We start from the raw sequence: 23,603 nt of genomic DNA, 5'->3' as shown, positions 1-23,603 counted from the left end.
GGGGGTCAGTGGGTCAGCAGGCGCACGATGCGCACCAGGGCCGGGGCGCCCATCATGGCGATGATCGGCGGCAGGATCAGGGTCATCAGCGGCACGCTCAGTTGCGCGGGCAGCTTGCCGGCGCGCTCTTCGAGGGTCAGCACCAGGGTCTTGCGGCTTTCATCGGAAATGGTGCGCAGGGCGTGGGACAGCGGGGTGCCATAGCGCTCGGCCTGAATCAGCGTCGACACCATGCTTTCGATGCCGCTGACCCCGGTACGCTCGGCAAAATGCTGCAGGGCCTTGGCGCGGTCGCTGACCAGTTGCAGCTCGGCGCAGGTGTAGCGCAGTTCCTCGGCCATTTCCGGCGCCGACAAGGCCAGCTCCTTGGCCACCACTTGCAGGATGCGCCCCAGTGGCAGGCCGGCCTCGGCGCAAATCACCATCAGGTCCAGCGCATCGGGCAGGCTGCGCTCCAGGCGCCCGCCGCGGCGCGCGGCCCGGGCCTTGAGCCACAGCTCTGGCAGCAGGGTGCCGACGAACAGGGCGATCAGTGCGGCGGTCATGCCGTTGAGGGTCAGGCGCTGGCCGCTGTCGAAGCCGGCCAGCAGCACCAGCGACGCCAGCAGCAGGCCGAGCAGGTACTTGCCCAGCACCAGCAAGCCCAATGCCTCGCGCTGGCGCAGGCCGGCCAGGGTCAGCAACTCGCGCAGCTTGCGCCGGTCGCGCTCGGCACCGGCCAGTTGCTCGCCCACCCGGGCGCTGGCCTGGGCCAGCGCTTGCAGTTGCTGCGGAACCTGCAGGGCCTGGTCGCGCAGAATGTCGGCCTGGGCCTGCACGGCGCTGCTGTCGCGGGTCAGGCGCTCGCGCAGCACCGGTTGGCGCTGGCGCCGGTGCAGGCCGATCAGCGCCATGCCCAGGCCGCAGCACAAAAGGCCCAGCGCGGTGAGCACGAAGGGGTCGTCAAGCCATGGGGTCATCCGATCCTCCGGACCATCAGTTGGGTGATCAGCAGGCCCAGGGCGACGCTGCCAAAGGCATAGAACAGCACGCTGTTGCCAGTGGGGTCGTTGAGCAGGAAGCGAAAGTCCCGGGGCGAGTTGAAGTACATGTAGCCCAGCGCGCAGGGCACCAACGCGGCGACGATCTTGGCCGAGGCGCGGGCCTCGGAGGTTTTCGCCTGGATCTTGAGAAACAGCTCCTGGCGTTCGCGCAGGGTGGCCGAAAGGCGGTCGAGGGTTTCGCCCAGGCGGCCACCGGCTTCCATGTTGATGATCAGGATCACGGCGAAGAAGCGGTACTCGTTGAGCGGCACGCGGTTGGCCGATTCCTGCATCACCTGGCGCAATGGCACGCCCAGGCGCAGCCAGTTGTCGATTTGCACGAACTCGCGGGCCAGGGGCCCGGCCAGGTTCTGCGCGACCATGCTGAAGGCGTTGCTGACCGGCACCCCGGCGCGGGCGGCGCGGGTGATGGCATCGATGGCCTGGGGCAGGTCGAGCTTGAGCTGGTGCAGGTACTTGCCCATGGCCTGGCGGTACAGCACCAGGCCGCTGAGGCTGAACGCCAGCAGCGTCAGCAGGCTGCCGTACAGCCAGGGCAGCGGTGTTTCGCGGCCCAGCAGCACGCCGAAGGTCAGGCTGGCGAGCAGCAGCATGGCCAGCCGGCTGCGCAGGTTGGCGCGCCAGCCCAGGGTGTCGAGGTCGGTCCACAGCCGCGCCAGCGCGGTGCCGATCACCGGCCAGCGGGTGAACGCCGGCCCTGCGCTGTCGCGCAACAGGCCATCGTCGCCGCCGAGCAGCGCCGCACCGCTGCCAAGGCTGGCCTTCAGCGCCGCCAGCCGCTCGGCCTGGGCCAGGCTGCGCTGGCGCTTGCCGCTGAGGCTGCGCACGGCATAGAACGCCACCAGCACGCCAAGGAACACCACCAGGGTGAACAGGTCGAGGACCGCGTTCATCACAGGCCTCCGAACAGGTGCGCGTGCTGGGTGTAGAACAGCGGCCGTTGGCCGCTGGCGACGAACTGGCCGCTCAGGCGGCCTTCGGCGTCGATGTGGGTGGTCTTGAAACCGTACAGCTCCTGGGTCTGGATCACGTCGTTCTCCATCCCGCACACCTCGGTGACCGAGACGATGCGCCGGGCGCCGTCGCGCATGCGCTCGACCTGCACGATCAGGTTCACGGCACTGGCGATCTGCCGGCGAATGGCTTCCAGCGGCAGCTGCATGCCGGCCATCATCACCATGTTCTCCAAACGCATGATGGCGTCGCGCGGGGTGTTGGCGTGCACCGTGCACAGCGAGCCGTCGTGGCCGGTGTTCATGGCCTGGAGCATGTCGAAGCATTCACCGCCGCGCACCTCGCCAAGGATGATGCGGTCTGGGCGCATCCGCAGGGCGTTGCGCACCAGGTCGCGCTGGTCGACCTTGCCGGTGCCTTCGGCGCTGACCGGGCGGGTTTCCAGGCGCACCACGTGGCGTTGCTGCAGTTGCAGTTCGGCGGCGTCTTCGATGGTGATGACCCGGTCGGCATCGCTGATGTTCTGCGACAAGGCGTTGAGCAGGGTGGTCTTGCCCGCGCCGGTGCCGCCGGACACCACGATGTTGAGCTTGGCCAGCATGCCGCGCTTGAGCACCTCGACCATGTCGGCCGACAGCGCGCTGCGCTCGGCCAGAATTTCCAGCGACATGTTGCGGCGCATGAACTTACGGATCGAGATGGTGGTGCCGTCGATGGCCAGCGGGTGGGTGATCACGTTCACCCGGCTGCCGTCGGCCAGGCGCGCGTCGACCATCGGGTTGGCCTCGTCGATGCGCCGGCCCACGGCGGCGGCGATGCGCTGGGCGGTGTTGAACACATGCTCTTCGTCGATGAAGGTGATGGGCGAAAGCTCCAGCTTGCCGTAGCGTTCGACGAACACCGTGCCGGCGCCGTTGACCAGGATGTCGTTCACCGAGTCGTCGTGCAGCAGCGGCTGGATCGGGCCGATGCCGACCATCTCGTTGAGCATTTCCTCGCAAACGGCCTGCTCTTCCTGGCGCGACAGCTGCAAGCGGCTGTCGTCGCAGATGCGCCGGACCACGCCCTCGACCTGCTGGCGCAGGGCGTCGCGGCCCAGGGCGGCGGCCTTGAGCGGGTCGATCTGGTCGTATAGCTGGTTGCGAATCAGCCGGCGGTTCTGCGTGCCCAGGGTGTCGGCCGGGCGCGCCGCGGCCACGCGCTGTGGGGCGTCGTTGGCCGCGCGGGCCGCGGCGGGTGCCGGGTTGCCGGGTGTGGCTTCGGGGCTTTTGCGGGTGGGGCGGATAATCATGCGCGCACTCCTTGGTTCAGGCCGCGCGGCGCGTGCGGCCGAGGGCCTGGCGCAGACGCAGGATCAGGTTGCCGGCGGCCAGTGGCGGCGCCACCGGCGTGCGCCCGCAGGCCAGGTCGGCAAGGTCGAGCAGGGCCTGGCGCAGGGCCGGGGCGCGGTTGAGCTGCAGCGGGCCTGCCAGCAGGCTGTCGGCCAGGGCACTGCCGGCGTGGGGCAGCACCAGGTCGACCTTGCGGCTGATGAAGTCTTCGAACTGCTCGCGCTCCACCACGTCGGTATTGCCGGGGCGCTGCGGGTTGGCCACCAGCAGCAGGCGCTGGCCGTTGCTTTCATCGCCAATCTCGCCCAGCAGGTTCAGGCAGTTGCGCGCATCTTGCACGCTGAAGTCGCACAGCAGGATGCGCGTGTCGGCATGGGCGAGCACATCCAGGGCGCCGTGGCAGCGGCCGCTGGGCAAGTCCCAGATCACCTGGTTGAACAGCTGGCACAGGCTGGCGCCCAGGTTCAGCAGGTGTTCGCGGCTGAAGCTGTCGGCGGCGTGCAGGTCGGGCGCTTGCGCCAGCAGGTACAGGCGTTCGTCGATCTGGGCGATGGCGCGTTCGAGCAGGCGCGAGTCCAGTTCGCTGGCGGCCAGGGTGGCGGCCAGGCCGGCATCGCCCTGGTGGCCGAGCAGCAGGGCCTGGTCGCAGCGGCCACGGTCGAAGTCGACCACCGCGCTGCTGCTGTGGCGTTCGTTCGACAGCAGCCTGCCGAGCGCTGCCACCACGGTGCTGGTGCCGCGCCCGCCGCCCACGCCGGTCACGGCCAGGGTGCGGCCGGTGCGGCTGCCGGGGGTACCGTGTTCCTGCGGGTCGCGGGCGCGGCGCAGGGTGCTGGCGAACTGGTCCAGGGGCACCGGCTTGCACAGGTAGTCATGCACACCGGCGTGCAACAGGGCGCGGTACAGGTTGAGGTCGTGGGCGCTGCCCAGGGCCACCAGGCGGGTGGACGGCGGGCATACCTGGCTCAGCTCGGCAATGGCCTGCAGCGGTGAGGCCTGGCCGTCGAGGTCGACCACCAGCACCTCGGGCACGCTGTGCAGCTCGCAGCCGCTCAAGGCGGCGCTGAAGCCGCCGGCCTGGGCCAGCGCCGGCGACAGGCCAAGGCGTTGCAGGTACTGGCCGAACAGCTGCGCATCGCTGCCGCTGGCGGCGTACAGCGCCAGCGCCGGGCGTGGTTCGGCGCTGGCCTGTGGGGTTCGCGTGGTGTCGTTCATCGGGGCGCTCCGCGGTCAGTCCTTGTTGAAGTTGATGTCCAGCAGTTCCACCGTTTCGTGGCGCTGGTAACGGTCGACGGCGTTGGTGGCGGCGATGCCGTCACCGCCGTCCAGGGCCTGGGCGCGGTTCAGGTCGCGAGGGTCGGCGACCATCCGGGCGATGTTGGCGCGGTTGGCGCAGCCCAGGCTGCCGATGGCGGTGAAGGGCTTGACGGTCACGCCGTTGGGGTCGCGGATCAGGCAATCGGGCACTTGCGCGACCACGGCCTCGGACACCACTTGCAGGTCGGTGTCGCCGCTGCGTTGCAGCTGGGTGGGGGCGACGATCACCTGGCGCACGCCCAGCTGGCGCAGCACCTGGGCAAGGCGCGTGGCAACCTGCTCGCCGCCTGGGGTGGCCGGGCGCAGGGTCAGGGTTTGCTGGCTCAGGCGGCCCTGGCGGGCCAGCAGGGTGTTGAGGTCGGCCAGGGAGGCCTGGTCCAGGCCTCCGGCTGCGGTGGTCTTGAGCTGCGCGACCAGTGCCGATGGCACGGCCTGGATCGCCGGCATGGGCGTACCGGGCGCGTAGTTGGCCACGCGCTGGTTGTTGAAGTTGCGGTCGCAGCCGCCTAGCAGCAGGCCGAGCGCCAGGCTGAGGAGCGCGGGTTGGGCAAAGCGCATGGGGTGTTCTCCTTGGCTCAGAACAGGTAGCCGGCGGTGGCTTGGGCAGGAGTCAGGGCATCGAGCTGGGCGATGCCCCGGCCTGGCGTTTGCAGCTCGCCCGGGGTGGTGGGCTCGACCACATAGGCGGTGGCGATGATCACCAGCTCCGTGTCGGCCTGGCTGGAGGTGTGGGTTTCGAAGAACCGGCCAAGCCCGGGGATGTTGCGCAGGCCGGGCACGCCGGTGACCTGCTGGGCGCTGTTGCTGCGCAGCATGCCGGCCAGGGCGAAGCTTTGGCCGCTGGCCAGTTCCACGGTGGTGTCGGCGCGGCGCACCTTGAAGGCTGGAATCACGTTGCCTTGCAGCTCCACGGCGCCTTCATCGGACAGGTCGCTGACTTCGGGGGCGACATGCAGGCTGATGCGGTTGGGCGACAGCAGGGTCGGGGTCATGCGCATGATTACGCCGTACTGTTTGTACTCGATGGTGATGTTGTTGTTGGTGGTGATCACGATCGGCACCTCGCCACCGGCGGCAAAGCCTGCGGTTTCGCCTGACATCGCCGTCAGGTTCGGTTCGGCCAGCACCGTCGCCAAGCCGTCCTGGGACAAGGCGGTGAGCAGGCCGGCCACGGTGGTCGAGCCATAGCGGTGGAAGCCCCCGGCCACGGCGTTGCTGACGGTGCCGCCACTGAAGGCGCCGGTGGTGGCATCGAACAGGCTGGCGCCGTTGCGGAAGAAGTAGTTGCCGTCCTTGAGCGTGGCTTCCCAGTTCAGCCCCAGTTGCGAGCTGAGGCTGCGCGACACTTCGACGATGCGCACGCTGAGGTTGACCTGGGCCGAGAGCTCGACCTTGAGCTGGTTGATGACCCGCGGGCCTTGCTCGCTGCCACCACTGCCTGCAGCGCCGCCACCACCACCTCCGCCTCCGCCACCGCCGCTACCGCGCGTGCCGTCCTGCGGTGAGCCAAGGTAGCTCTCCACGGCAGTGATCACCTGGTGCGCCTGCTGCGGGGTGCGCACACTGCCGCGCACCACCAGGCCGTTGGCCGAGGCCGGGCTGAACTCCACCTGGGCGCCGGGTACTTCGGCGATCACTTGCTTGCGCAGGGCGTCGAGGTCGTAGTCGGCCACCACGCGGATCGCGGCGATCACCTGTTCCTTGTCGTCCAGGGCATACAGGGTGGTGGTGCCTGCGGTTTGGGCGAAGACGAACACGCTGCCTGGGGTGGGCGCCTGGAAGCTGGCGATCTTCGGGTCAGCGACCAGCACCCGGGTGGCGGCCCTGGGCAGTTGCAGCAAGCGCCCCTGCTTGACCAACAGGTGCACGTCGCGGGTTTCGCTGACCTCGGTCAGGTGCGCCGGCAGGTGCGCGTTGGCGTCGGGGGCGGCCGGGTAGGCTGCCTCCTCGGCATAGGCCTGCGGGTCTTCGGGCTGCTCGGCTTCGGGGTACTGCGGCGGCAGCTCCAGGGGTGGGTCCAGCACCACCACTTCGGCGTGCGCCGGCAGTGCGCAGAACAGGCCCAGGGCGCAGGTCAGCGCCAGGAAAAGGGGAGAGCGGGGGAACGTCATCGTCAGTGCTTCCGGAATGGCCAGTCGATGCCCGGGTGGGGCAGGTCGGGATCTCAAGGTTTCGCAGGGCGTACGTATTCGACCTGGTCGCCGCGGTAGAGCACGGGCAGCGAGTCGCCCAGCCCGGGCTTGGCGTACACGTCGGTGGCCTGGGCCAGGCGGGTGACCTCGCGGGTGCCGCTGCGGGGCAGGCCGTCACCCGGCTCGCGGTTGCCACGCAAGGCCAGCTGCAAGGTGCCGGCTTCCTTGCTCAGCGCCAGGCGTTCGGCCTGGGCCGGGGTCACTTCCAGGGTGACGGTTTCGAAGTAGCGGTTTTCCTTGTCGTTTGCCGCTGCCGCCGGTGCAGCCGGCTCAGCGCTGTTCAGCCGTGCGGTGAGGTCGCGGGCGCTGCGGTTGACGGCCAGCACGCGCACATCGCGCAGCAGGGTTTGCGCGGCGAGCTTGGGTGGGCCGAGGTCGCGGTCGTCGTTCTTGCCCACCTTGAGCGAAAGAATCACGTCGACCCGGTCGCCGGCGCTGACCAGCCCCTGGCTGACGGCTACCGCCGAGGTGGGCAGCGACAGGCCGCGCATGCCTGGCTTGAGTACCGCGGCCAGGAAGCCCGGCTCGCCAGCGCGCACCAGCAGCGCGGCGGTCAGTGCCTGGCCGGCCTTGAGCGGGCGGCGCAGCACGGCGCCGGCGCCCAGGTCGAGCTTGCCCTGGCCACGCTGGAAGTACTGCTCGGCCGAGGGCAGCGACTGCACTTCCTGCCAGCGCAGCATGCTGCGGTCGATCAACTGGCCGGGGCGCAGGTCGGCGGCGGCTACCAGCACGGCCAGCGGCGCCTTTTCCGGGGTAGCGGGCTTGGCGGCGGCAACGGCGGCCGGTGGAGGGGCGAGCAGAACGCGGGCCAGCAGGGCTGCGCCACCGGCCAGGACCAGGGCGCCTGCCAGCAAGAGGACGGAAGGGGTTTTCATGGGACAACCAGATCGTCAGGGGTGGATGGAAGAGAACAAGGTGAAGAAACTGCCGGTCGCGATGGCCAGGCCGTAAGGCAGGCCCTGTGGGCGCTCACGGGTGAGCACGGTGGGGATGCCGATGCCCAGCGCTGGCAGGCGTGCGCCAAGCTGTTGCCAGAGCAGTGCACAGGCATGCTCCAGCGGCGCCAGCACCGGCATGGCCAAGGCCAGGATGCCGCCTGCCAGGGCGGTGACGATGAGAAACGCCATCTGGTTGCCGCTGCTCCACAAGCACAGCACGGTCATCAGCTTGACGTCACCGGCGCCGACCTGGCCGATGCTGAACAGCATGAACCCGACCGCCAGTACCAACACTGCACCGAGCAGCGCGCAGCCCAGCATCGGCAGCAGTTCACCGGCGCTCATCGCAGCCCAGGGGCCGAGGCCGAACACGGCGAACAGCGGCTGCGAACACCAGACCAACAGCAGCATCACCACCAGCAGGTTGTGGATGCGGCGATACAGCAGGTCCGAGGCGATCACCCAGCACAGTGCCGGTGGCAGGACGATAAGAGCCAGTTGGCTGTTCATGGCGGTGCCGGCGGCTTACTGCGCCGCGCCCTTGCCGCCGCTGATCTGGTTGCCGATGGCTTCGAAGCGGTTTTTCAGTGCCGAGATGAACACGCCGTCTTCGCCGAAGATGATGCCGATGGCCGCGGCCATGGCGGCAGCGAGAATGCCGTACTCGATGGCGGTAACACCGCTTTCGTCGTTGAGGAAGGCGCGGATGCGAGGGGTCATGGCAAATCTCCGAACGGGGCATGGTTAACAGGAAGGCCCCGGCGGGGCGTGGCTGATATTACGAGTGATTCTCAATTGCCGAGCAAGGTGACAACCATTAAGAATGCTTAAGGAAGGCCCGCTCAGCGCCCGGCCAGCACCTGTTTGCGCACATTCAGGCTGGCTGCCAGGCCCGGCTGGTTGTCGCCCAGGCGCAGGTCGCCGCCATGCACTTCGGCAATCGCCCGCACCAGCGTCAGGCCCAGGCCATGGCCGTGGACATCGCCCTTGGGTTCAAGGCGCTGAAAACGCTCCATCGCCCGCTCGCTGTGGGCGGCGCTGATACCCGGGCCGCGGTCGCGTACCTGGAGCATCCCCTGGCCATTGCGCCCGCGCGCCGCCAGGGTGATCGCCAGGCCCGGTGGTGCGTACTTGAGGGCGTTGTCGATCAGGTTGGCCAAGGCCTGGAACAGCAGGGCGCGGTCGCCGAACAGCTGGCAGTCCTTCTGTACTTCCAGCTCGAAACGGCAGCCGCGTTCATCGGCCAATGGCTGGTAGTACTCGGCCACGTCTTCGAGCAGTTCGCGTACGTCGATGACTTCGAAATGGCAGGCCATGCGCCCGGTTTCCACCTCGGCGATGCGCATGACGGCGCGGAACAGGTGCTGGATGCGCTCGCTGTCCTGTACTGCGCACAGCAGCTCCTCACGCGCCGGCCCCTGGAGGTGTTCGCTGGCGTTGAGCAAGCGGCTCTGCAGGCGGGTCAAGGGCGTGCGCAGTTCGTGGGCGATGTGGCTGGTGATGTGCTTGACCTCGTCCATCAGCTTGTTGATGCGCCGCAGGCCGTGGTTGATCTCGATGCCCAGTTGGTCGAATTCGTCGCCATGCTGCACGGCAGGGGCCATGGCCGTGTAGTCGCCGTTGGCATAGCGGGCCAGGGCGTCACGGATGCGGTTGATGCGGTAGAGGTTGTGCAGGCCGAAGGGCAGGGCGGTAATCAGGATCGACAGCAGCAAGAGCAGCAGCCCGGCGCCGGTGGCCAGGGGAATGATGCGCGTGCGTTCGAGCATCGGCCGCAGGTCGAAGGCGCTGTAGTACTGGCCGCCATCGCCCAGGGTGATGGTCAGGCCCAGCACTTCGGCAGCCTCGCCTTGTTCATTGGTGAGGGTAATGTGGTACCAGCGCAAGCGGTCGGAGGCTGGCAGGGTCGGTTCGGGCAGCAGCCCGCGGCTGCCGAACAACAGCTTGCCGTCGCGGTCGACCACCGTGGCCTGGCGTTCCTTGCGCACATCCAGCTGCTGGCGGTAACGCAGTGCCCAGCTCAGCCGCTCGGCGCTGACCATGGCGCCCTGCAACTGCTGGCTGCGCACGTCGTTGAGGATCATGTCGCGCACGTGGCTGCGCATCACCACTTCAAGCAACTGGTTGCTCAGCACGATCGAGATCAGCGAGAACAACAGGCAAATGAAGGCGATGGTGGTGGCTTGGCGCAGGCTGCTGGTGGTCAGGAGTGGGCGAAGTTCAGCCCAGGACATAACCAATGGCCCGTACGGTTTTGATCAATGCGTGCTCGAAGCCTTTTTCCAGCTTGGTGCGCAGTTTCGACAGGTGCACGTCGATGAGGTTGGTCTGCGGGTCGAAGTTGTAGCCCCAGACTTTCTCCAGCAGCATGCTGCGGGTGACCACTTGGCCGGCATGTTCGGCCAGCACTTGCAGCAGCTTGAATTCCTTGTCGGTGAGCTCGATGCGCTTGCCCGCGCGCTGCACCTGGCGCGTGCCCAGGTCGACGCAGAGGTCCTGCACCTGCACCACTTCCTGCGGGGCGCGGGGTTTGTGGCGGCGTGCGAGCAGTTCCAGGCGCAGCAGCAGTTCGTTGAAGTCGAACGGTTTGCCCAGGTAGTCGTCGGCACCGGCGCGCAGCCCTTCGACCCGGTCGCTGGTTTGATCGTTTGCGGACAGGATCAGAATGGGCGGGCGCTGCTGGCCATCGAGCTGGCGAAGCACTTCGATGCCGTCCATCTTGGGCAGGATTCGGTCCAGGATGACGACGTCGAACACTTCATTGCCAATCATCTGCAGGGCGCCCTCGCCGTTGTCGATGGTCCGGCAGGCATGGCCAGAGGCGTGCAGCTTGCAGCCGAGCCAATGGCTAACCGACGGGTCATCTTCAACTACCAATACTCGCATTACGGTGTTCCCTCACTGGAGACGTACGCTGTTTCTATCAGTCAAACGGTTCAAGTATCAGTTAAGAATTATTAAGATTCGAAACTGAGAATCATTCGCAAAAAATGATAGCACTCTAGCATGGCGGTGGAAATGGGTAGGTGAGGGAAAGTGCCATCGCAGATGCACAGCGAGGGCTCAAGGGCAGGCAGGCCGGGTGCTTGAGCAGGGGGGGAGCGGTGTTGGGATGGGGTAGGGACTGCGCTTTTACGCCCGCCTCAGCCCGCGCGCTGGCACGGCGGGTTGATGGGTGGCGGGTTTAAACCGGGCGCGTTCTGTAAAGAATGCGCGTCCGGTCGCCAGCGTTGGAGCTTTTGGGGTGGCAGGTCAAGACGAAAGCTTTTCAATGACAAACAGGATGCCCAAGCCAATGGGGATCGATAGGGCAAGCCAATACCCTGGTCGCTTGTTCCCGTTGGTGTGTTCAAGGCGTACCAGGTTCATCTTGAATGCCAGGAGCACCAGTGCGACAACACCAGCACCCACTATCCATAGCGTCATGATCGTCATTTTCCGATCCTGCCAAGCTGTATGGCCGTGTTCGCTGTTCCCTGCGGTAGCAACTGGAGAACTTCCTGCTCTCGTTTGGTCATGCGCTTAGGCTCCGTTAAAGCGGTCAGTTGAATTTTGATCACGTGCGCGAGGGTGGGCGGCAACGGTGCCATGGCTGGCGACTTGCACGAAGGCCCTGCGAAACGTCGGGGATTGAAAGAAGGCGCGATACTGCCAGCAGTCGCGCCGCCATCCTTTGTAGGAGCGGGCTTGCCCCGCGAACACCGGCACAGCCGGTGCCATGCACCGCGGTGCTTGCTTCGCGGGTCAAGCCCGCTCCTACAGAATGCTCTGTTAAATCAGATAGTTGCGTTTTTTCCTTAGAAGGATGTAGTGATCTCGAAAACTCGGGGTGAAAAAAATGTGGCCCCGAGCGTCTTTGTAGAAAGGCAGAGGAGGTGCTTATGAAAACGGATTGGAACCTGATTCGCGAAATGATGAATACCGCTATCGATAGCTGTGAGCAAATCGATGCTGCAGGCTTTGACGAATCACTCCGTTCAGCCGTCATCAACATCAATGGCGTCGAGTACACGGTCATGGAGTTTCTAATCAGCGCGTGGACGATGCCGGAGAACATCCGTTATAAAATTATCCGAGACAGGCATGATACCCAAACGGACTCACCCTACGTTCCCGAAGCGGCACGCATCCTTCAGGCGATGGCGCAAGCCTGTTCAGAATTAATCGGTGCAGGGAGCCTGCCATCCTCACAGCAGGCGATTGCCGGCATGAATCACTGGTTTAAATCCTACGCCGTGCCCCATATCGTTGCGGCGGTTGCCCAGTCAAGAGAATCAAAACACTGAGCGATAGATCACGGCTACCGACTAGTCTTGATGCTTGATAACAGCACTGCACCTGATAGGAAAGTTGACTGAATTGGCAATAAAGCATTCGTGGTGAGCGTCGTCATGCAGGCGTCTTGCAAGATCCAGATTTGACTGGCTGCTGATGATGACCTGGGGCCTAAGCTCTGCGTCCTTGAAATGGCCTTTACGCTGGCCATCTCCTTCAAACATTCGGGCCACTGGCTGATCGACGTATGCCAGCACGTTCACATCGTTGACGGCGCACAGATGAAGATACCAAAGCTTGTGGCAGGCCGAGATCGAGGCCAGCAACATGTCTTCAGGATTCCAGCGTTCGGGGTTCCCGCGAAAGGCAGGGTCGGCAGAGCCAAGGATAGGTGCCTTGCCTGGAGCCTCCACGTTGAAGTCTCTCTGGTACGCCGTGTAGCTTGCAGTACCTTCACCCGTATTACCTATCCAATTTACGGTGACAGCGTAATGGTGTTCTTTCATGGTCACTCCTGTGTCGAAAGATGGCTGGAAAACCTTGCCCACCGCTTCTAGGGTATAGGCGCTGTATGGCCCATGGCGTGCAGGAATGCCGAATCGGTCATTCAATTTTGTTGTAGGCCCTTCTTGCAGCGCAACCCCTGGCGATTTCTTGCCATGCGTCGCTATCGGGTTTCAGCTCAGGGTAGGCTTGCAGTGCGACATCCACAGTCGCCGCGAGGACGCCCGCCATGGCATGGCCGAACGATTTCTTGAGCCCGGCATAGTCCTCTTCCGAGGCATGCAGCAAGACGCGCTCCAGGGCGCTGTTGAGGGCCGAAGTGGCGTCGATGCCACCGTCAAGCAGTGCTTTTGCCGCGTGCAGGGACAACCTCATTTGCATCTCATCCACCTTTTGGAATGTTCGGGCAACACTAGACGGCTGAGTGGCGCTGTTTTTCAGCAGCGTCGGCGCTCGATCTCATAGGTGGTGAAAATTTCACGGTGAACGCATCCGAACACCGTGCTGACCCAAGGTATGGACCGTCCGCAATGGTGACGGTTGCAGCCATTCGCTACCGACCGCTATCGACCCATTGCGGACGTTCACCGTGACATCGTCTGCGCCTATGAGATCGAGCGCCGCCCGCGCGGCGCATCGCGAGCTGCGCTCGCTCCTACGTTTGCTTCGAGCCAGTGACGCCTGTGCCAAAGCCTTCGTGCACTAACCTCACAGGAATGATTGGCCCGAAATAGACGTAGGAGCGAGCACAGCTCGCGATGCGCCGCGCGGGCGGCGCTCGATCTGATAGGCGCTGAAAAATTCACGGCGAACACATCCGAACACCGCGCTAACCCCAAGGTATGGATCGTCCACAATGGGTCGAAAGCAGCCCCTCGCGGCTGACCGCTATCGACCCTTAGCTGCCCTTCAGGAAGGGCAGATAACGGCCCGAAGCGGACCTTGCTTGGTGTTGAGGACCCAGGCGAACTGAGTAAGGTCAGCTCGAAAACGGCCTGAGAATACGCATCAAAAGGGACTGAACCGAGCCAGCGTCTTTCGAACGGCCTATTCACAGCAGAAGCGACTGGTCGGAAGCGGCTGCATGCTGGCGTGGAGAGGACAAGTTCGATCACGAGGCCGTGTGCAAACATTTCGGCCGGTGGCTGCAAGACGGAGGTGAATCATTAGCGACTGATGTCCGATAGCAGCCATTCGTGAACGGCCGGTATGGGTCGATAGCGGTCACTCGAGAATGACTGCAATCGACCTAATGCAGACTTTCGTATCCGTGCTGCAGCCCAGAGGACCGCTTACTTCACCATCACTTCATCCAGTGCCTGCTCAAACGTGCTGACCGTACGCTCGATATTGTGCAGTTTCTCGAGCCCAAACAGCCCAATGCGGAAAGTCTGGAAATCAGCCGGTTCGTCACATTGCAGCGGCACGCCGGCAGCGATCTGCAGGCCGTGCTCGGCGAATTTCTTTCCGTTCTTGATCTCGGCATCATCGGTGTAGCTCACCACTACGCCTGGCGCCTGAAAACCGGCTGCAGCCACACTTTTGATGCCCTTGCCAGTCAACATGGCGCGCACGCGATTGCCCAACGTCTGTTGTTCGTCACGAACTTTGTCGAAGCCGTAGTCCTGCATCTCGACGATCACGTCGTTGAAGCGCGCAAGCGCATCACTGGGCATGGTCGCATGGTAGGCATGCCCACCCTGTTCGTAGGCCTGCATGATCTGCAGCCACTTTTTCAGGTCGCAGGCAAAGCTGCTGCTCTGCGTGCGCTCGATGCGCTCGAGGGCCAGGGCGCTGAGCATCACCAGGGCGCTGCAAGGGGAGGCGCTCCAGCCTTTCTGCGGTGCGCTGATCAGCAGGTCGACCGCGCACTTCTGCATGTCCACCCAAACCGTGCCGGAGGCAATGCAGTCCAGCACGAACAGGCCGCCCACCGCATGCACGGCGTCGCCGACGGCGCGCAGGTAGTCCTCGGGCAGGATGATCCCGGATGAGGTTTCAACGTGGGGCGCGAACACGATCTGCGGCTTGTGTGCCGCAATGGCCGCCAGCACTTCGTCCAGTGGCGGGGGCGCGTAGGCTGCCTGGCGACCCGTTTCGACCGGTCGGGCTTTCAGCACCGTGGTGGCCGCCGAGATGTTGCCCATCTCCAGAATCTGGCTCCAGCGATAACTGAACCAGCCGTTGCGGATCACCAGGCACTGCTGGCCGGTGGCGAATTGCCGCGCAACGGCCTCCATGCCGAAGGTACCGCTGCCCGGCACAACCGCAACGGCCTGGGCGTTGTAGACCTGTTTCAGGGTCTTGGAAATGTTCCTCATCACGCCTTGGAAGGTCTGCGACATGTGATTGAGCGAGCGGTCGGTGTAGACCACCGAGTACTCGACCAGCCCCTCAGGATCGATACTGGGATAGAGCTTCGACATGCGGTGACTCCTTTGGCAGAGATGTCATTGGTACGGACCCTGTCCTGAGCCTCGGCAAATGACAAGATTGATCGCAACGGCAGTGGCTGACCGCTGCCGTGCGCGCGTGGCGTTCAAATTAGCAGATCCGAACCGTCATGCCGCGCGCGACCCCATGCCTAGTTCGTGGGCAAGAGGATCACGAAGTTCTTTTTCATGTCTTCCAGCACGGTCCATTTGCCCTTGGCGCCTGGTTCGATGATGAACGTGTCGCCAGCGGCCAGTGTGACGGGCGCGCAACCCTCAAGCTCGATCACGCAGCATCCACTCAGGACATGGCAGAACTCCCAAACCTTGTAGTCGATGCGCCACGCGCCGACGCTGGCTTCCCATTCTCCGGAAATGCGGCCTTGCTGTTCATCGTGGTAGTACTTGGACGTCAGCGTATGCGGGGTGCCTTCCACGACTTCCTCAAAGAAGGGAAGGTCGCGCACCGGTTGAATATCCAGTTCGCGGAACACGGTCAGTTTCTTGTTCATGGCATTTTCTCGAGTACGTTGTGGGTAGGGCGATACATCAAATAGGCTTCACCGGTGACGCCCAGCATCGGGTGTGGAACGATCTGGCAGGTTTTAACAATCTGAAAACCGTGACGTTCGTAGAAACGGCGCGCGCCGTGGTTGTCCGCATAATCGATCAGGCATAGCCCAGCCAGGCCAGCGTCATCGGCGCGCTGCTGGGCGTGGCGCAGAAACTGGACGCCCAGCCCCTGGCTGCGCCAGGCCTCATCCAGGGCCAGGCTGGATATGTACAAGGTGTCGGGTATTTCCATGTCGGAATAAGGCGCGAGCACCGGGTCCGTCTCGACCGGCCTGTCAGGCGTCTCGTGCAGGGCGTAGCTATGCATCATGCCGATGACGCGCCCTTCGAACGTGGCCATCAGGCAGTTCTTATAGGAAAAGTCGCCCTGTTCGCGGGCATAGCGAGACGCACCGACACTCAGCAATGCTTCTCCAGGTGCGGCAAGCTGGCTCCAGATGTAATCGGCCATGCCCTCCGATGTCAGTTGGAAAAAGCGCGCAATGTCGTGCGCGTCCGAGGCTTGAGCGGGTCTGAAGTCGACAGGCACGTGCAGTGCTCCCATGGGATCGGGGGGTGGTTTTCGAGGATTACGCTTTTGACAGGGGGCAGAGTAGGCTGGTTGAACGGTTCCCATCATGCTATCGGCGACACTGTCAGCACGGCGTGCGACAGGAAGCTACCGACCCGAAGCGGACGTTAGCATTGAGACGCTGACGTGACCGTTGGAGCGTTAATGCCTGAGGTGCGACATCGCCTGGGTGACTTCCGATGCCATTTTTTCAGTGCTGATCGCCCCGTCAATTTGCAGGACTGGAGATGACTGCTCTGATAACCACCGCTCGTGCCAGGCTCGGTTGCGTCCAGAGAAGTCTGGATTGTCATACTGCGAAGCCCATTCCCTGAATCCCGCATGTATTTCATGCATGTCTCCACCGGGTGCGATGCGATCTCCAAAGCGAGCCTTTTCACGAGCTGCCAGACGTTCAAGGCGGATCGGTGTCGGCGTCACCACGAACACGATTAGGTCGACGTGCGCCAGTAGAGCATCACCCCAGACCATGCAGGAACCGGTCAGTATCCAATCATCCTGACCGAGTGCTTGCTGGAGCAATGGCACCCGCTCGCTGACAGGCCGCTTGGTTGTGAACGGAGGGTTTGTGGGCATCCAGAAATAGTCATCTACATCCGCATGACGCAGCCCGAGCCGCGAGGCCAGACTTTGCCCCAGAGTGGTCACACCCGCACATGATGCGCCTGTAACGTAGATCTGCATTTGTTCCTCCATGATGCCAGCTGATTTCAGGGGCAGGAAAATACTTCATTTCTCGTTGATCTCACATTCGGGCGCGTTTGCAATGGCCAAATTTAGACCTTTGGCATCGGCGGCTTTGGATCGATAGCTTAAGCTCATTGAATCACTTGCAGCCATGGCCACCGCGCCTGGTAGCTAGCCGCCTTCTCTCTGAACAAGTCTGGCCGTGGATTCAGTTCGTTCATCCTGAGCTCGTTGTTCTGAAGCTCGTTAAGACCATGAGTGCTGTAAAGCTTACCTGTGCAGGCGTCTATGCCTAGACAAGTCGACCGAATCAGATATCGGTCGATACCATCGGTGACCTTTTTCAACGGTGAATAGGCGCCGCCGAATTTCTTTTCGTACCACAGATGCACACGGGCCTGATTGCGTATCTCGACATTGACGCCTAGATGGGAGGACGCCTGCTGAACCTGGGCTATGACTCTGTCTTCCGCCTCCCATGACAAGTCTGCGTCGAAGTAGGCGATGTCATAGTCCTTTATGCCCCACTCAGCGGGCTCTCCCGATCGGTGATTCCAAAACGTCTGGAACAAAGCCCCTGCGACCAGCATGGAATGAGGGATACCAAGTGTTGGCAGGATCTCCAGTAACGCCCGGTTTATTGGGTTCTGATGGATGATCTCTAGTAACTGCTCATCGGTAAGTAAGTGCATGGGTGCCGTCCTTGGTAGCGTCGCAGATGGCTGAGCTTAGCTTGCGCCATCGAGACCCGTGAAGATCCAGAAAAGCTCGATAGCACTGTCCAACAAGGGCAGCATCAGGTCTGATACGGTCTGAAGCAACGGCTGCGCACGAGGCGAACATGCAGGGTGGCCGAAGTCGAGCTGTTGCTGGCATTCTTGTCTCACCACGAGGGGGAGCGAAGGGGGCCCGTAATGGATCGTTCTTGCACTACTTATTACTTAGAGATGACATCGGCTTCAGAGCTGAAGGCGAAGCCCCAGCGACATGATCTACAGATTATCGAGTGTGAAGTGCCTCAGGCGGAATTCAATAAATTTCTCTACCAGCTAGTAGGCGCGCCTTGGGAATGGGGCGATCTTGATACCTGGGGTGATTCCGATTGGCAGGCGCTCGTTGAGCAGGACTGCCATCGGACGTGGGTTGCCTATCACCGAGGTGCAATAGCCGGCTATTACGAGCTTTATCGTCCCGATGGCCGTAACAGTGAGATCCGATATTTTGGGCTAGCTCCACAGTTCCTAGGGTGCGGGTTCGGCGGAGCGCTGTTAAGCCACGCCATTCGATCTGCGTGGGAATGGCATGGTACAGAACGGGTATGGGTACACACATGCACATTTGACCATCCTGCTGCGCTTCAAAACTATCAAGCACGGGGATTGCGCATCTACAAGCAGGTTGAGGAAGTAAGCTGATGAGCACCGGGCGAATACTATGACCTGGCTGGCAGCTGTGGGTTGATGGTGCAAGTTATGAACGACAGCTACGGGGCGTAAGCGATCACTCGCGACCGGCAGCTCTCGACCCATTGCGGACGTTCACCGTGACATCGTCTGCGCCTATGAGATCGAGCGCCGCCCGCGCGGCGCATCGCGAGCTGTGCTCGCTCCTACGTCTATTTTGGGCCAATTATTCCTGTGAGGTTAGTGCGCGAAGGCTTTGGCGCATGACGCGATTGGCACAGGCGTCACTGGCCCGAAACAAACGTAGGAGCGAGCACAGCTCGCGATGCGCCGCGCGGGCGGCGCTCGATCTCATAGGCGCTGAAAAATTCACGGCGAACACATCCGAACACCACGCTAACCCCAAGGTATGGATCGTCACCGAGCGTATTTCTTGGCACCGGCAACACAGATGACCGCACCCAGCGTGACCACGACCATCATCCCGCTGACGTCCTCATGCAGCAGCAGCGCTGCCAGTCCAAGCCCCATGAACGGCTGTAGCAGTTGCAGTTGGCCCACGGCCGCGATACCACCCTGGACCAGCCCTCGGTACCAGAACACGAATCCGATCAGCATGCTGAACAACGAAACGTAGCCGAAGCTGAACCACGCAGGGGCGCTGACATCGGCGAAGGTGTGAGGTGCGGGAAAATTAGCGACAGTCAGCAGCAGCATGAACGGCAACGCCACCAGCAATGCCCAGCTGATCACCTGCCAACCACCCAATGTCCGCGACAGACGCGCCCCTTCCGCATAACCCAGCCCACAGACAATCACCGCAGCCATCATCAACAGATCACCCACTGCCGACGCCTCGCCGCCATTGACCAACGCATAGCCTACGACCAGCCCGGCACCTATCAGCGAGAACAACCAGAACAGCGGCCGAGGTCGCTCACCGCCGCGCAGAACGGCGAACCCTGCGGTACAGAGCGGCAGCAGCCCGACAAAAACGATGGAGTGGGCCGAGGTGACATGCTGCAGGGCCAGTGCTGTCAGCAGCGGGAAACCGATGACCACCCCAAGCGCTGTTATCGCCAACGACGACAGGTCGCCACGTTCAGGTCGGGGCTGGCGCAGCACCAGCAGAAAAAGCGCACCCAATAGGGCGGCAATCGTTGCCCTGGCACAGGTCAGGAACGTCGGTTCGAAGGCCGCCACGGCCACACGGGTTGCCGGTAGCGAGCCGGCAAAAATGGCGACGCCGATGAAGCCGTTGATCCACCCGCTTGTTGATCTTTCCATCGCTGAGTCCTCGATAAGCAAGGCCTCAGTACACCACTGACAGGCTCACCGAGGCCACGTACAATCCAATACAGTTGGGCCGAACTGTTATGCCTATTAATCCAGTACAGTCGAGAGTGCGATGAAACGGAGCGGAACGCGAATTCGAACGGTCATGGGCGAAATCCAGTCCAGGATAGCCTCTCGAACCTACGCACCCGGTGCGAGAATTCCCTCCGTTCGGGCAATGGCCCGGACCATGCAAGTGTCGGTGTCGACCGTTATCGAGGCCTATGAACGGTTGATGGCAGAAGGAGTGCTCAGCTCTCGGCCGGGCTCCGGCTTCTACGTGGCAGGCCCCGTGGCGCCGCTGGCACTCACCGAACTCGGCCCGCGGCTCGATCGTGCCGTCGACCCGCTGTGGATCTCGCGCCAGTCGCTTGAGAGCGCCAGCGATGGATTGAAGCCAGGGTGCGGCTGGCTACCCCCGTCCTGGCTGTACGAGGCGGGCATGCGAAAAGCGCTGCGGGTCGCGGCCCGTGGCGATACAGTGCAGCTGGCTGAATATGCTTCACCGCTTGGACACCCGCCACTCAGGCAGTTCTTGTCGCGAAGGCTGGCAGGCATAGGGATCGAAGCGCCGCTGGAACATATCCTGCTCACCGATTCCGGCACCCACGCCATCGATCTGATTTTCCGTTTTCTGCTGGAGCCGGGAGACACGGTCCTGGTCGACGACCCTTGCTACTTCAACTTCCACGCCCTACTCAAAGCCCACAGGGTGAACGTCGTGGGCGTTCCCTACACGAGGACCGGCCCAGACATCGATGCGTTCGGCACGGCCCTGCTCAAGCACGCGCCGCGGTTGTACATAACCAATTCCGGTATCCACAACCCGACCGGGGCCAGCCTGTCCCCAGTCACCGCCCACAGGCTGCTGAAGCTGGCGGACAGCTCTGACCTGGTGATCGTAGAGGACGACATCTTCGGCGATTTCGAGAATACGCCCGCGCCACGCCTGTCCGCCTTCGATGGCCTTTCCCGCGTCATCCAGATCGGCAGTTTTTCCAAGACCATCTCCGCATCGATTCGATGCGGCTACATCGCGGCTCGCGGTGAATGGATCGAGAGCCTGGTCGATCTCAAGATTGCGACGACCTTCGGCGCTGGGCGCCTGGCCGCGAACATCATCCATCACGCCATTACCGACAGCGGATACCGAAAACACATGGAGAGTGTACGCCTTCGCTTGGCCGAGGAAATGGACAGCACGGTCGCCAGGCTGCAGGCCATCGGTATCAAGCCCTGGATGATTCCCCAGGCAGGCATGTACCTCTGGTGCCAGCTCCCGCAAGGGAAGGATGCCGCAACGCTGGCCAGGGCTTGTTTGAATGAAGGTGTCGTGCTGGCGCCCGGCAATGCGTTCAGCCAGTCCCTGACGGCGGGAGATTTCCTGCGCTTCAATGTTGCGCAATCGGGGGATGCGAAGATTTATGACGTGCTGGAGCGGGCGCTGGGTCGTTAGCTGCGTACAGCCAGACCGGGACGTTGTAATGGGCGGATGTGTTCGCCGTGAAATTTTCAGCGCCTACGAGATCGAGCGCCGCCCGCGCGGCGCATCGCGAGCTTTGCTCGCTCCTACGCCTATTTCGGGCCAATTATTCCTGAAAGGTTAGTCCGCGAAGATTTTGGCGCATGACGCGATGTTGCGTCGTACCCACAAGACGGTCGCGCGCGATTGGCACAAGCCCCCAGGCCTACCTCTGCCATCGGCTTGGCTGAGGCTCAAGGGGAAAATCACGCCGCCCAGGTTTCATGCAGGTGTTGCCACAGCACGTGACCACGCTGGAGGCTGAACAGCGCGGTCGAGATCCGTGTCTTGGCATCCTGGCCGGGCAGCCGATGTGTCTCCCGGTAGCGGATCACTGCCCCCTCCGGCCACTGTGCCAGGGTTTCCAGTTCGGTGAGTTCGATGGCCAGCCCTGGCTGGCCGCCGGCACGTGTTGCGAACAGGCTTGCCACATCCTGCAGGCCAACCTGCAAACCCGTAGGCGTGACCATGGTGAAGTCCGCTGTGAAGCGCTCGATCATCGCCCCAACCTGGCCCTCGCCTCTGGCGAACAGCGCTTCGATCAGTAGGTGCAGGTCGATGACTTCTTGAAAGTAAGGATTCATGGCATTCCATTCCTGGGTAGAGCGCCGATTATGACCCAGAACACGCCGATTGCTTGCTGTTGATCCGCACTGCCAAGTTTGTTGGTGGTGTCAGAGATTGAGTCCGTAAGATTCCCAGCGCCTATGAAATCAAGCGCCGCCCGCGCGGCGCTCGATTTCACAGGCGCTGGAAATATCAAGGCGAACGGCCAGGGCTGATTACCGAATCAGCGGCACGCCACTAAGCGCCTGCAGCTCGTCGAAGTCGATATCGGCGCAGATCTCCACCACTTTCAGGCCGTCGGAGGTGACTTCCAGCACGGCCAGGTCGGTGTAGATACGGCTGACGCAGCCGATGCCCGTCAGCGGGTAGGTGCACGCCGGCACCAGCTTGCTTTCGCCGGACTTGGTCAGGTGGTCCATCATCACGAACACCTGGCGGGCGCCGGTGGCCAGGTCCATCGCGCCGCCCACGGCGGGGATCGAACCTTCGGCGCCGGTGTGCCAGTTGGCCAGGTCGCCCTTGACCGATACCTGGAAGGCGCCGAGCACGGCGATGTCCAGGTGGCCGCCGCGCATCATCGAGAACGAGTCGGCGTGGTGGAAGAACGCGCCGCCGGTGAGCAGGGTCACGTGCTGCTTGCCGGCGTTGATCAGGTCATCGTCTTCCTCGCCGGGCGCGGGGCTTGGGCCCATGCCCAGCAGGCCGTTCTCGCTGTGCAGGAACACTTCCTTGTCACCCAGGTAGTTGGCCACCAGGGTTGGAGCGCCAATGCCCAGGTTGACGTAGGCGCCTTCCTGGATGTCTGCGGCCACGCGCTGGGCCATCTCGGTGCGGGAGAGCTTTTTGGTGATGGTCATGGCAGGCCTCAGACAGCGTTGGCGATCGAAGAAGCGGCGGTGCCGGGAACGGCGACCACGCGCTGGACGAAGATACCCGGGGTGATGATGTGCTCCGGGTCCAGCTCGCCGAGTTCGACGATCTGGTCGACCTGGGCGATGGCGGTCTTGGCGGCCATGGCCATGATCGGGCCGAAGTTGCGCGCGGCCTTGCGGTAGATCAGGTTGCCCCAACGGTCACCCTTGTACGCCTTGATCAGCGCGAAATCCGCGTGCAGCGGCATTTCCAGCACGTACATGCGGCCGTCGATCTCGCGGGTTTCCTTGCCTTCGGCCAGCAGGGTGCCGTAGCCGGTCGGCGAGAAGAATGCACCGATGCCTGAGCCTGCCGCGCGGATGCGCTCGGCCAGGTTGCCTTGTGGCACCACTTCCAGCTCGATCTTGCCGGCGCGGTACAGTTCGTCGAAGACGTAGGAGTCGGACTGGCGCGGGAAGGAGCAGACCACCTTGCGCACGCTGCCCGCCTTCAGCAGGGCAGCCAGGCCGATTTCGCCGTTGCCGGCGTTGTTGCTGATGATGGTCAGGTCGCGGGCACCGGTGGCGATCAGGGCATCGATAAGCTCGGACGGCATGCCAGCCGTGCCGAAGCCACCGACCATGATGGTCGAACCATCGGTGATGCCTTCCACCGCGCTGGCGATGGACTCGAACGTTTTATTGATCAAAGCGAGCTCCTGGTTCTTCCTGGAGTATGGATTGCCGGGCTGGCTACCGCCGCGTGAGGCCACGGTGAATCAGCGCTTGGCGTTGTTTGCTGTTGTGGGCTATAGCGTGCCGCAAGACTGGGCAACAGTAGAGGGGGTTTGGTGGAATTTGTGCGATTATCGAACTGTTGTGCGATGTGCGGGCAGGATGGCTACGCTTGCCTGATATGCGAACACCGGCGCTTGACCTACACCACAACCCTGGGTTGCCGATCAAGCGCCCATCTCCCGGCCAGCGCCGCCCCGGTAGGAGCGAGCGCAGCTCGCGATGGGGCGCGCAGCGGCCCCAGGGTTTCAGCCTCGCGGCTCATAGTGCTGGGGCTGCTTTGCAGCCCATCGCGAGCTGCGCTCGCTCCTAC

Annotated in this window: 26 protein-coding genes; 3 read left to right on the top strand and 23 right to left on the bottom strand. The window is 63.2% G+C overall.

Translation table 11 applies throughout. The features are described from left to right. Nucleotides 1-5 precede the first annotated feature (5 nt). The 12 genes from F3J45_RS01815 to F3J45_RS01760 all read right to left on the bottom strand — a co-directional run bounded on the left by F3J45_RS01815 (nucleotide 6) and on the right by F3J45_RS01760 (nucleotide 11,210). Complete coding sequence (locus F3J45_RS01815; RefSeq protein WP_167056360.1) at nucleotides 6-959, bottom strand: type II secretion system F family protein; 954 nt, start codon at nucleotides 957-959, stop codon at nucleotides 6-8. Continuing rightward, a complete protein-coding gene (locus F3J45_RS01810) occupies nucleotides 956-1,936 on the bottom strand; it encodes a type II secretion system F family protein (protein ID WP_205300345.1) in 981 nt (326 codons plus the stop codon). Before F3J45_RS01810 ends, F3J45_RS01815 begins: the two co-directional genes overlap by 4 nt. Continuing rightward, complete coding sequence (locus F3J45_RS01805; RefSeq protein ID WP_167056353.1) at nucleotides 1,936-3,288, bottom strand: CpaF family protein; 1,353 nt, start codon at nucleotides 3,286-3,288, stop codon at nucleotides 1,936-1,938. The genes F3J45_RS01810 and F3J45_RS01805 overlap by 1 nt, the downstream gene beginning before the upstream one ends. A 16-nt stretch (nucleotides 3,289-3,304) precedes the next feature. Then, nucleotides 3,305-4,543 (bottom strand): CpaE family protein, encoded by a 1,239-nt coding sequence (locus F3J45_RS01800; protein WP_167056350.1) that lies wholly within the window; start codon nucleotides 4,541-4,543, stop codon nucleotides 3,305-3,307. A gap of 15 nt (nucleotides 4,544-4,558) precedes the next feature. Next, nucleotides 4,559-5,203, bottom strand: a complete 645-nt coding sequence (locus F3J45_RS01795) for a CpaD family pilus assembly lipoprotein (protein ID WP_167056346.1) — start codon at nucleotides 5,201-5,203, stop codon at nucleotides 4,559-4,561. Nucleotides 5,204-5,220: 17 nt separating this feature from the next. Then, complete coding sequence (locus F3J45_RS01790) at nucleotides 5,221-6,756, bottom strand: type II and III secretion system protein family protein (RefSeq protein WP_167056343.1); 1,536 nt, start codon at nucleotides 6,754-6,756, stop codon at nucleotides 5,221-5,223. Nucleotides 6,757-6,809: 53 nt separating this feature from the next. Next, nucleotides 6,810-7,712, bottom strand: a complete 903-nt coding sequence (gene cpaB, locus F3J45_RS01785) for a Flp pilus assembly protein CpaB (protein WP_167056340.1) — start codon at nucleotides 7,710-7,712, stop codon at nucleotides 6,810-6,812. A gap of 15 nt (nucleotides 7,713-7,727) precedes the next feature. After that, nucleotides 7,728-8,285: a prepilin peptidase gene (locus F3J45_RS01780; RefSeq protein ID WP_167056337.1), complete on the bottom strand. Its 558-nt coding sequence runs from the start codon at nucleotides 8,283-8,285 to the stop codon at nucleotides 7,728-7,730. A 15-nt stretch (nucleotides 8,286-8,300) separates the two neighbouring features. After that, nucleotides 8,301-8,495 carry a Flp family type IVb pilin gene (locus F3J45_RS01775; RefSeq protein ID WP_167056334.1) on the bottom strand — a complete coding sequence of 65 codons (195 nt, stop codon included), beginning with the start codon at nucleotides 8,493-8,495 and terminating at the stop codon, nucleotides 8,301-8,303. A 122-nt stretch (nucleotides 8,496-8,617) separates the two neighbouring features. Continuing rightward, nucleotides 8,618-10,009, bottom strand: a complete 1,392-nt coding sequence (locus tag F3J45_RS01770; protein WP_167056331.1) for a HAMP domain-containing sensor histidine kinase — start codon at nucleotides 10,007-10,009, stop codon at nucleotides 8,618-8,620. Next, a complete protein-coding gene (locus F3J45_RS01765; RefSeq protein WP_167056327.1) occupies nucleotides 9,996-10,661 on the bottom strand; it encodes a response regulator transcription factor in 666 nt (221 codons plus the stop codon). Before F3J45_RS01765 ends, F3J45_RS01770 begins: the two co-directional genes overlap by 14 nt. Nucleotides 10,662-11,027: 366 nt before the next feature. Further along, the gene (locus F3J45_RS01760; protein WP_167056323.1) at nucleotides 11,028-11,210 is read right to left on the bottom strand and encodes a hypothetical protein; all 183 of its coding nucleotides are present in this window, start codon (nucleotides 11,208-11,210) and stop codon (nucleotides 11,028-11,030) included. Nucleotides 11,211-11,656: 446 nt separating this feature from the next. Here F3J45_RS01760 and F3J45_RS01755 point away from each other — a divergent pair, with 446 nt between their 5' ends. Beyond that, the gene (locus tag F3J45_RS01755) at nucleotides 11,657-12,061 is read left to right on the top strand and encodes a hypothetical protein (RefSeq protein WP_167056319.1); all 405 of its coding nucleotides are present in this window, start codon (nucleotides 11,657-11,659) and stop codon (nucleotides 12,059-12,061) included. A 21-nt stretch (nucleotides 12,062-12,082) separates the two neighbouring features. Here the strand turns inward: F3J45_RS01755 and F3J45_RS01750 are convergent, their stop codons facing one another. The 7 genes from F3J45_RS01750 to F3J45_RS01720 form a co-directional block, all read right to left on the bottom strand. Continuing rightward, the gene (locus F3J45_RS01750) at nucleotides 12,083-12,556 is read right to left on the bottom strand and encodes an OsmC family protein (RefSeq protein WP_167056315.1); all 474 of its coding nucleotides are present in this window, start codon (nucleotides 12,554-12,556) and stop codon (nucleotides 12,083-12,085) included. Nucleotides 12,557-12,653: 97 nt separating this feature from the next. After that, nucleotides 12,654-12,929 (bottom strand): hypothetical protein, encoded by a 276-nt coding sequence (locus F3J45_RS01745; RefSeq protein WP_167056311.1) that lies wholly within the window; start codon nucleotides 12,927-12,929, stop codon nucleotides 12,654-12,656. Between the two features lie 917 nt (nucleotides 12,930-13,846). Further along, entirely contained in the window at nucleotides 13,847-14,980 is a 1,134-nt protein-coding gene (locus F3J45_RS01740; protein ID WP_167056308.1) for an aminotransferase class V-fold PLP-dependent enzyme, read from the bottom strand. A gap of 158 nt (nucleotides 14,981-15,138) precedes the next feature. Then, the gene (locus F3J45_RS01735) at nucleotides 15,139-15,498 is read right to left on the bottom strand and encodes a cupin domain-containing protein (RefSeq protein WP_167056305.1); all 360 of its coding nucleotides are present in this window, start codon (nucleotides 15,496-15,498) and stop codon (nucleotides 15,139-15,141) included. Beyond that, nucleotides 15,495-16,088, bottom strand: a complete 594-nt coding sequence (locus tag F3J45_RS29965) for an N-acetyltransferase (RefSeq protein ID WP_205300344.1) — start codon at nucleotides 16,086-16,088, stop codon at nucleotides 15,495-15,497. Before F3J45_RS29965 ends, F3J45_RS01735 begins: the two co-directional genes overlap by 4 nt. Nucleotides 16,089-16,271: 183 nt before the next feature. Continuing rightward, nucleotides 16,272-16,814, bottom strand: a complete 543-nt coding sequence (locus F3J45_RS01725; protein ID WP_167056296.1) for an adenylate kinase — start codon at nucleotides 16,812-16,814, stop codon at nucleotides 16,272-16,274. A 134-nt stretch (nucleotides 16,815-16,948) separates the two neighbouring features. Continuing rightward, the gene (locus F3J45_RS01720; protein ID WP_167056293.1) at nucleotides 16,949-17,509 is read right to left on the bottom strand and encodes a nucleotidyltransferase family protein; all 561 of its coding nucleotides are present in this window, start codon (nucleotides 17,507-17,509) and stop codon (nucleotides 16,949-16,951) included. Nucleotides 17,510-17,731: 222 nt separating this feature from the next. Between F3J45_RS01720 and F3J45_RS01715 the strand changes: the two genes are divergently transcribed. Beyond that, nucleotides 17,732-18,232 carry a GNAT family N-acetyltransferase gene (locus F3J45_RS01715; protein WP_167056287.1) on the top strand — a complete coding sequence of 167 codons (501 nt, stop codon included), beginning with the start codon at nucleotides 17,732-17,734 and terminating at the stop codon, nucleotides 18,230-18,232. Nucleotides 18,233-18,637: 405 nt separating this feature from the next. Here the strand turns inward: F3J45_RS01715 and F3J45_RS01710 are convergent, their stop codons facing one another. Continuing rightward, nucleotides 18,638-19,507 carry a DMT family transporter gene (locus F3J45_RS01710; protein WP_167056825.1) on the bottom strand — a complete coding sequence of 290 codons (870 nt, stop codon included), beginning with the start codon at nucleotides 19,505-19,507 and terminating at the stop codon, nucleotides 18,638-18,640. A gap of 121 nt (nucleotides 19,508-19,628) precedes the next feature. On the opposite strand from F3J45_RS01710, the gene F3J45_RS01705 reads away from it, so the two are divergent. Next, nucleotides 19,629-21,011 (top strand): PLP-dependent aminotransferase family protein, encoded by a 1,383-nt coding sequence (locus F3J45_RS01705; RefSeq protein ID WP_167056285.1) that lies wholly within the window; start codon nucleotides 19,629-19,631, stop codon nucleotides 21,009-21,011. Nucleotides 21,012-21,283: 272 nt separating this feature from the next. On the opposite strand, the gene F3J45_RS01700 is transcribed toward F3J45_RS01705, so the two are convergent. From F3J45_RS01700 to F3J45_RS01690, 3 genes are all read right to left on the bottom strand, one after another. Next, nucleotides 21,284-21,661, bottom strand: coding sequence for a hypothetical protein (locus tag F3J45_RS01700; RefSeq protein ID WP_167056282.1), 378 nt, complete (start codon nucleotides 21,659-21,661; stop codon nucleotides 21,284-21,286). Nucleotides 21,662-21,859: 198 nt separating this feature from the next. Further along, nucleotides 21,860-22,501: a 3-oxoacid CoA-transferase subunit B gene (locus tag F3J45_RS01695; RefSeq protein WP_167056279.1), complete on the bottom strand. Its 642-nt coding sequence runs from the start codon at nucleotides 22,499-22,501 to the stop codon at nucleotides 21,860-21,862. A gap of 8 nt (nucleotides 22,502-22,509) precedes the next feature. After that, nucleotides 22,510-23,205 carry a 3-oxoacid CoA-transferase subunit A gene (locus F3J45_RS01690; RefSeq protein ID WP_167056275.1) on the bottom strand — a complete coding sequence of 232 codons (696 nt, stop codon included), beginning with the start codon at nucleotides 23,203-23,205 and terminating at the stop codon, nucleotides 22,510-22,512. Nucleotides 23,206-23,603 lie beyond the last annotated feature (398 nt).

The organism is Pantoea sp. Ap-967 (assembly GCF_011752565.1).
Lineage (GTDB): Bacteria > Pseudomonadota > Gammaproteobacteria > Pseudomonadales > Pseudomonadaceae > Aquipseudomonas.
This window is presented reverse-complemented; position numbering and strand designations above follow the sequence as displayed.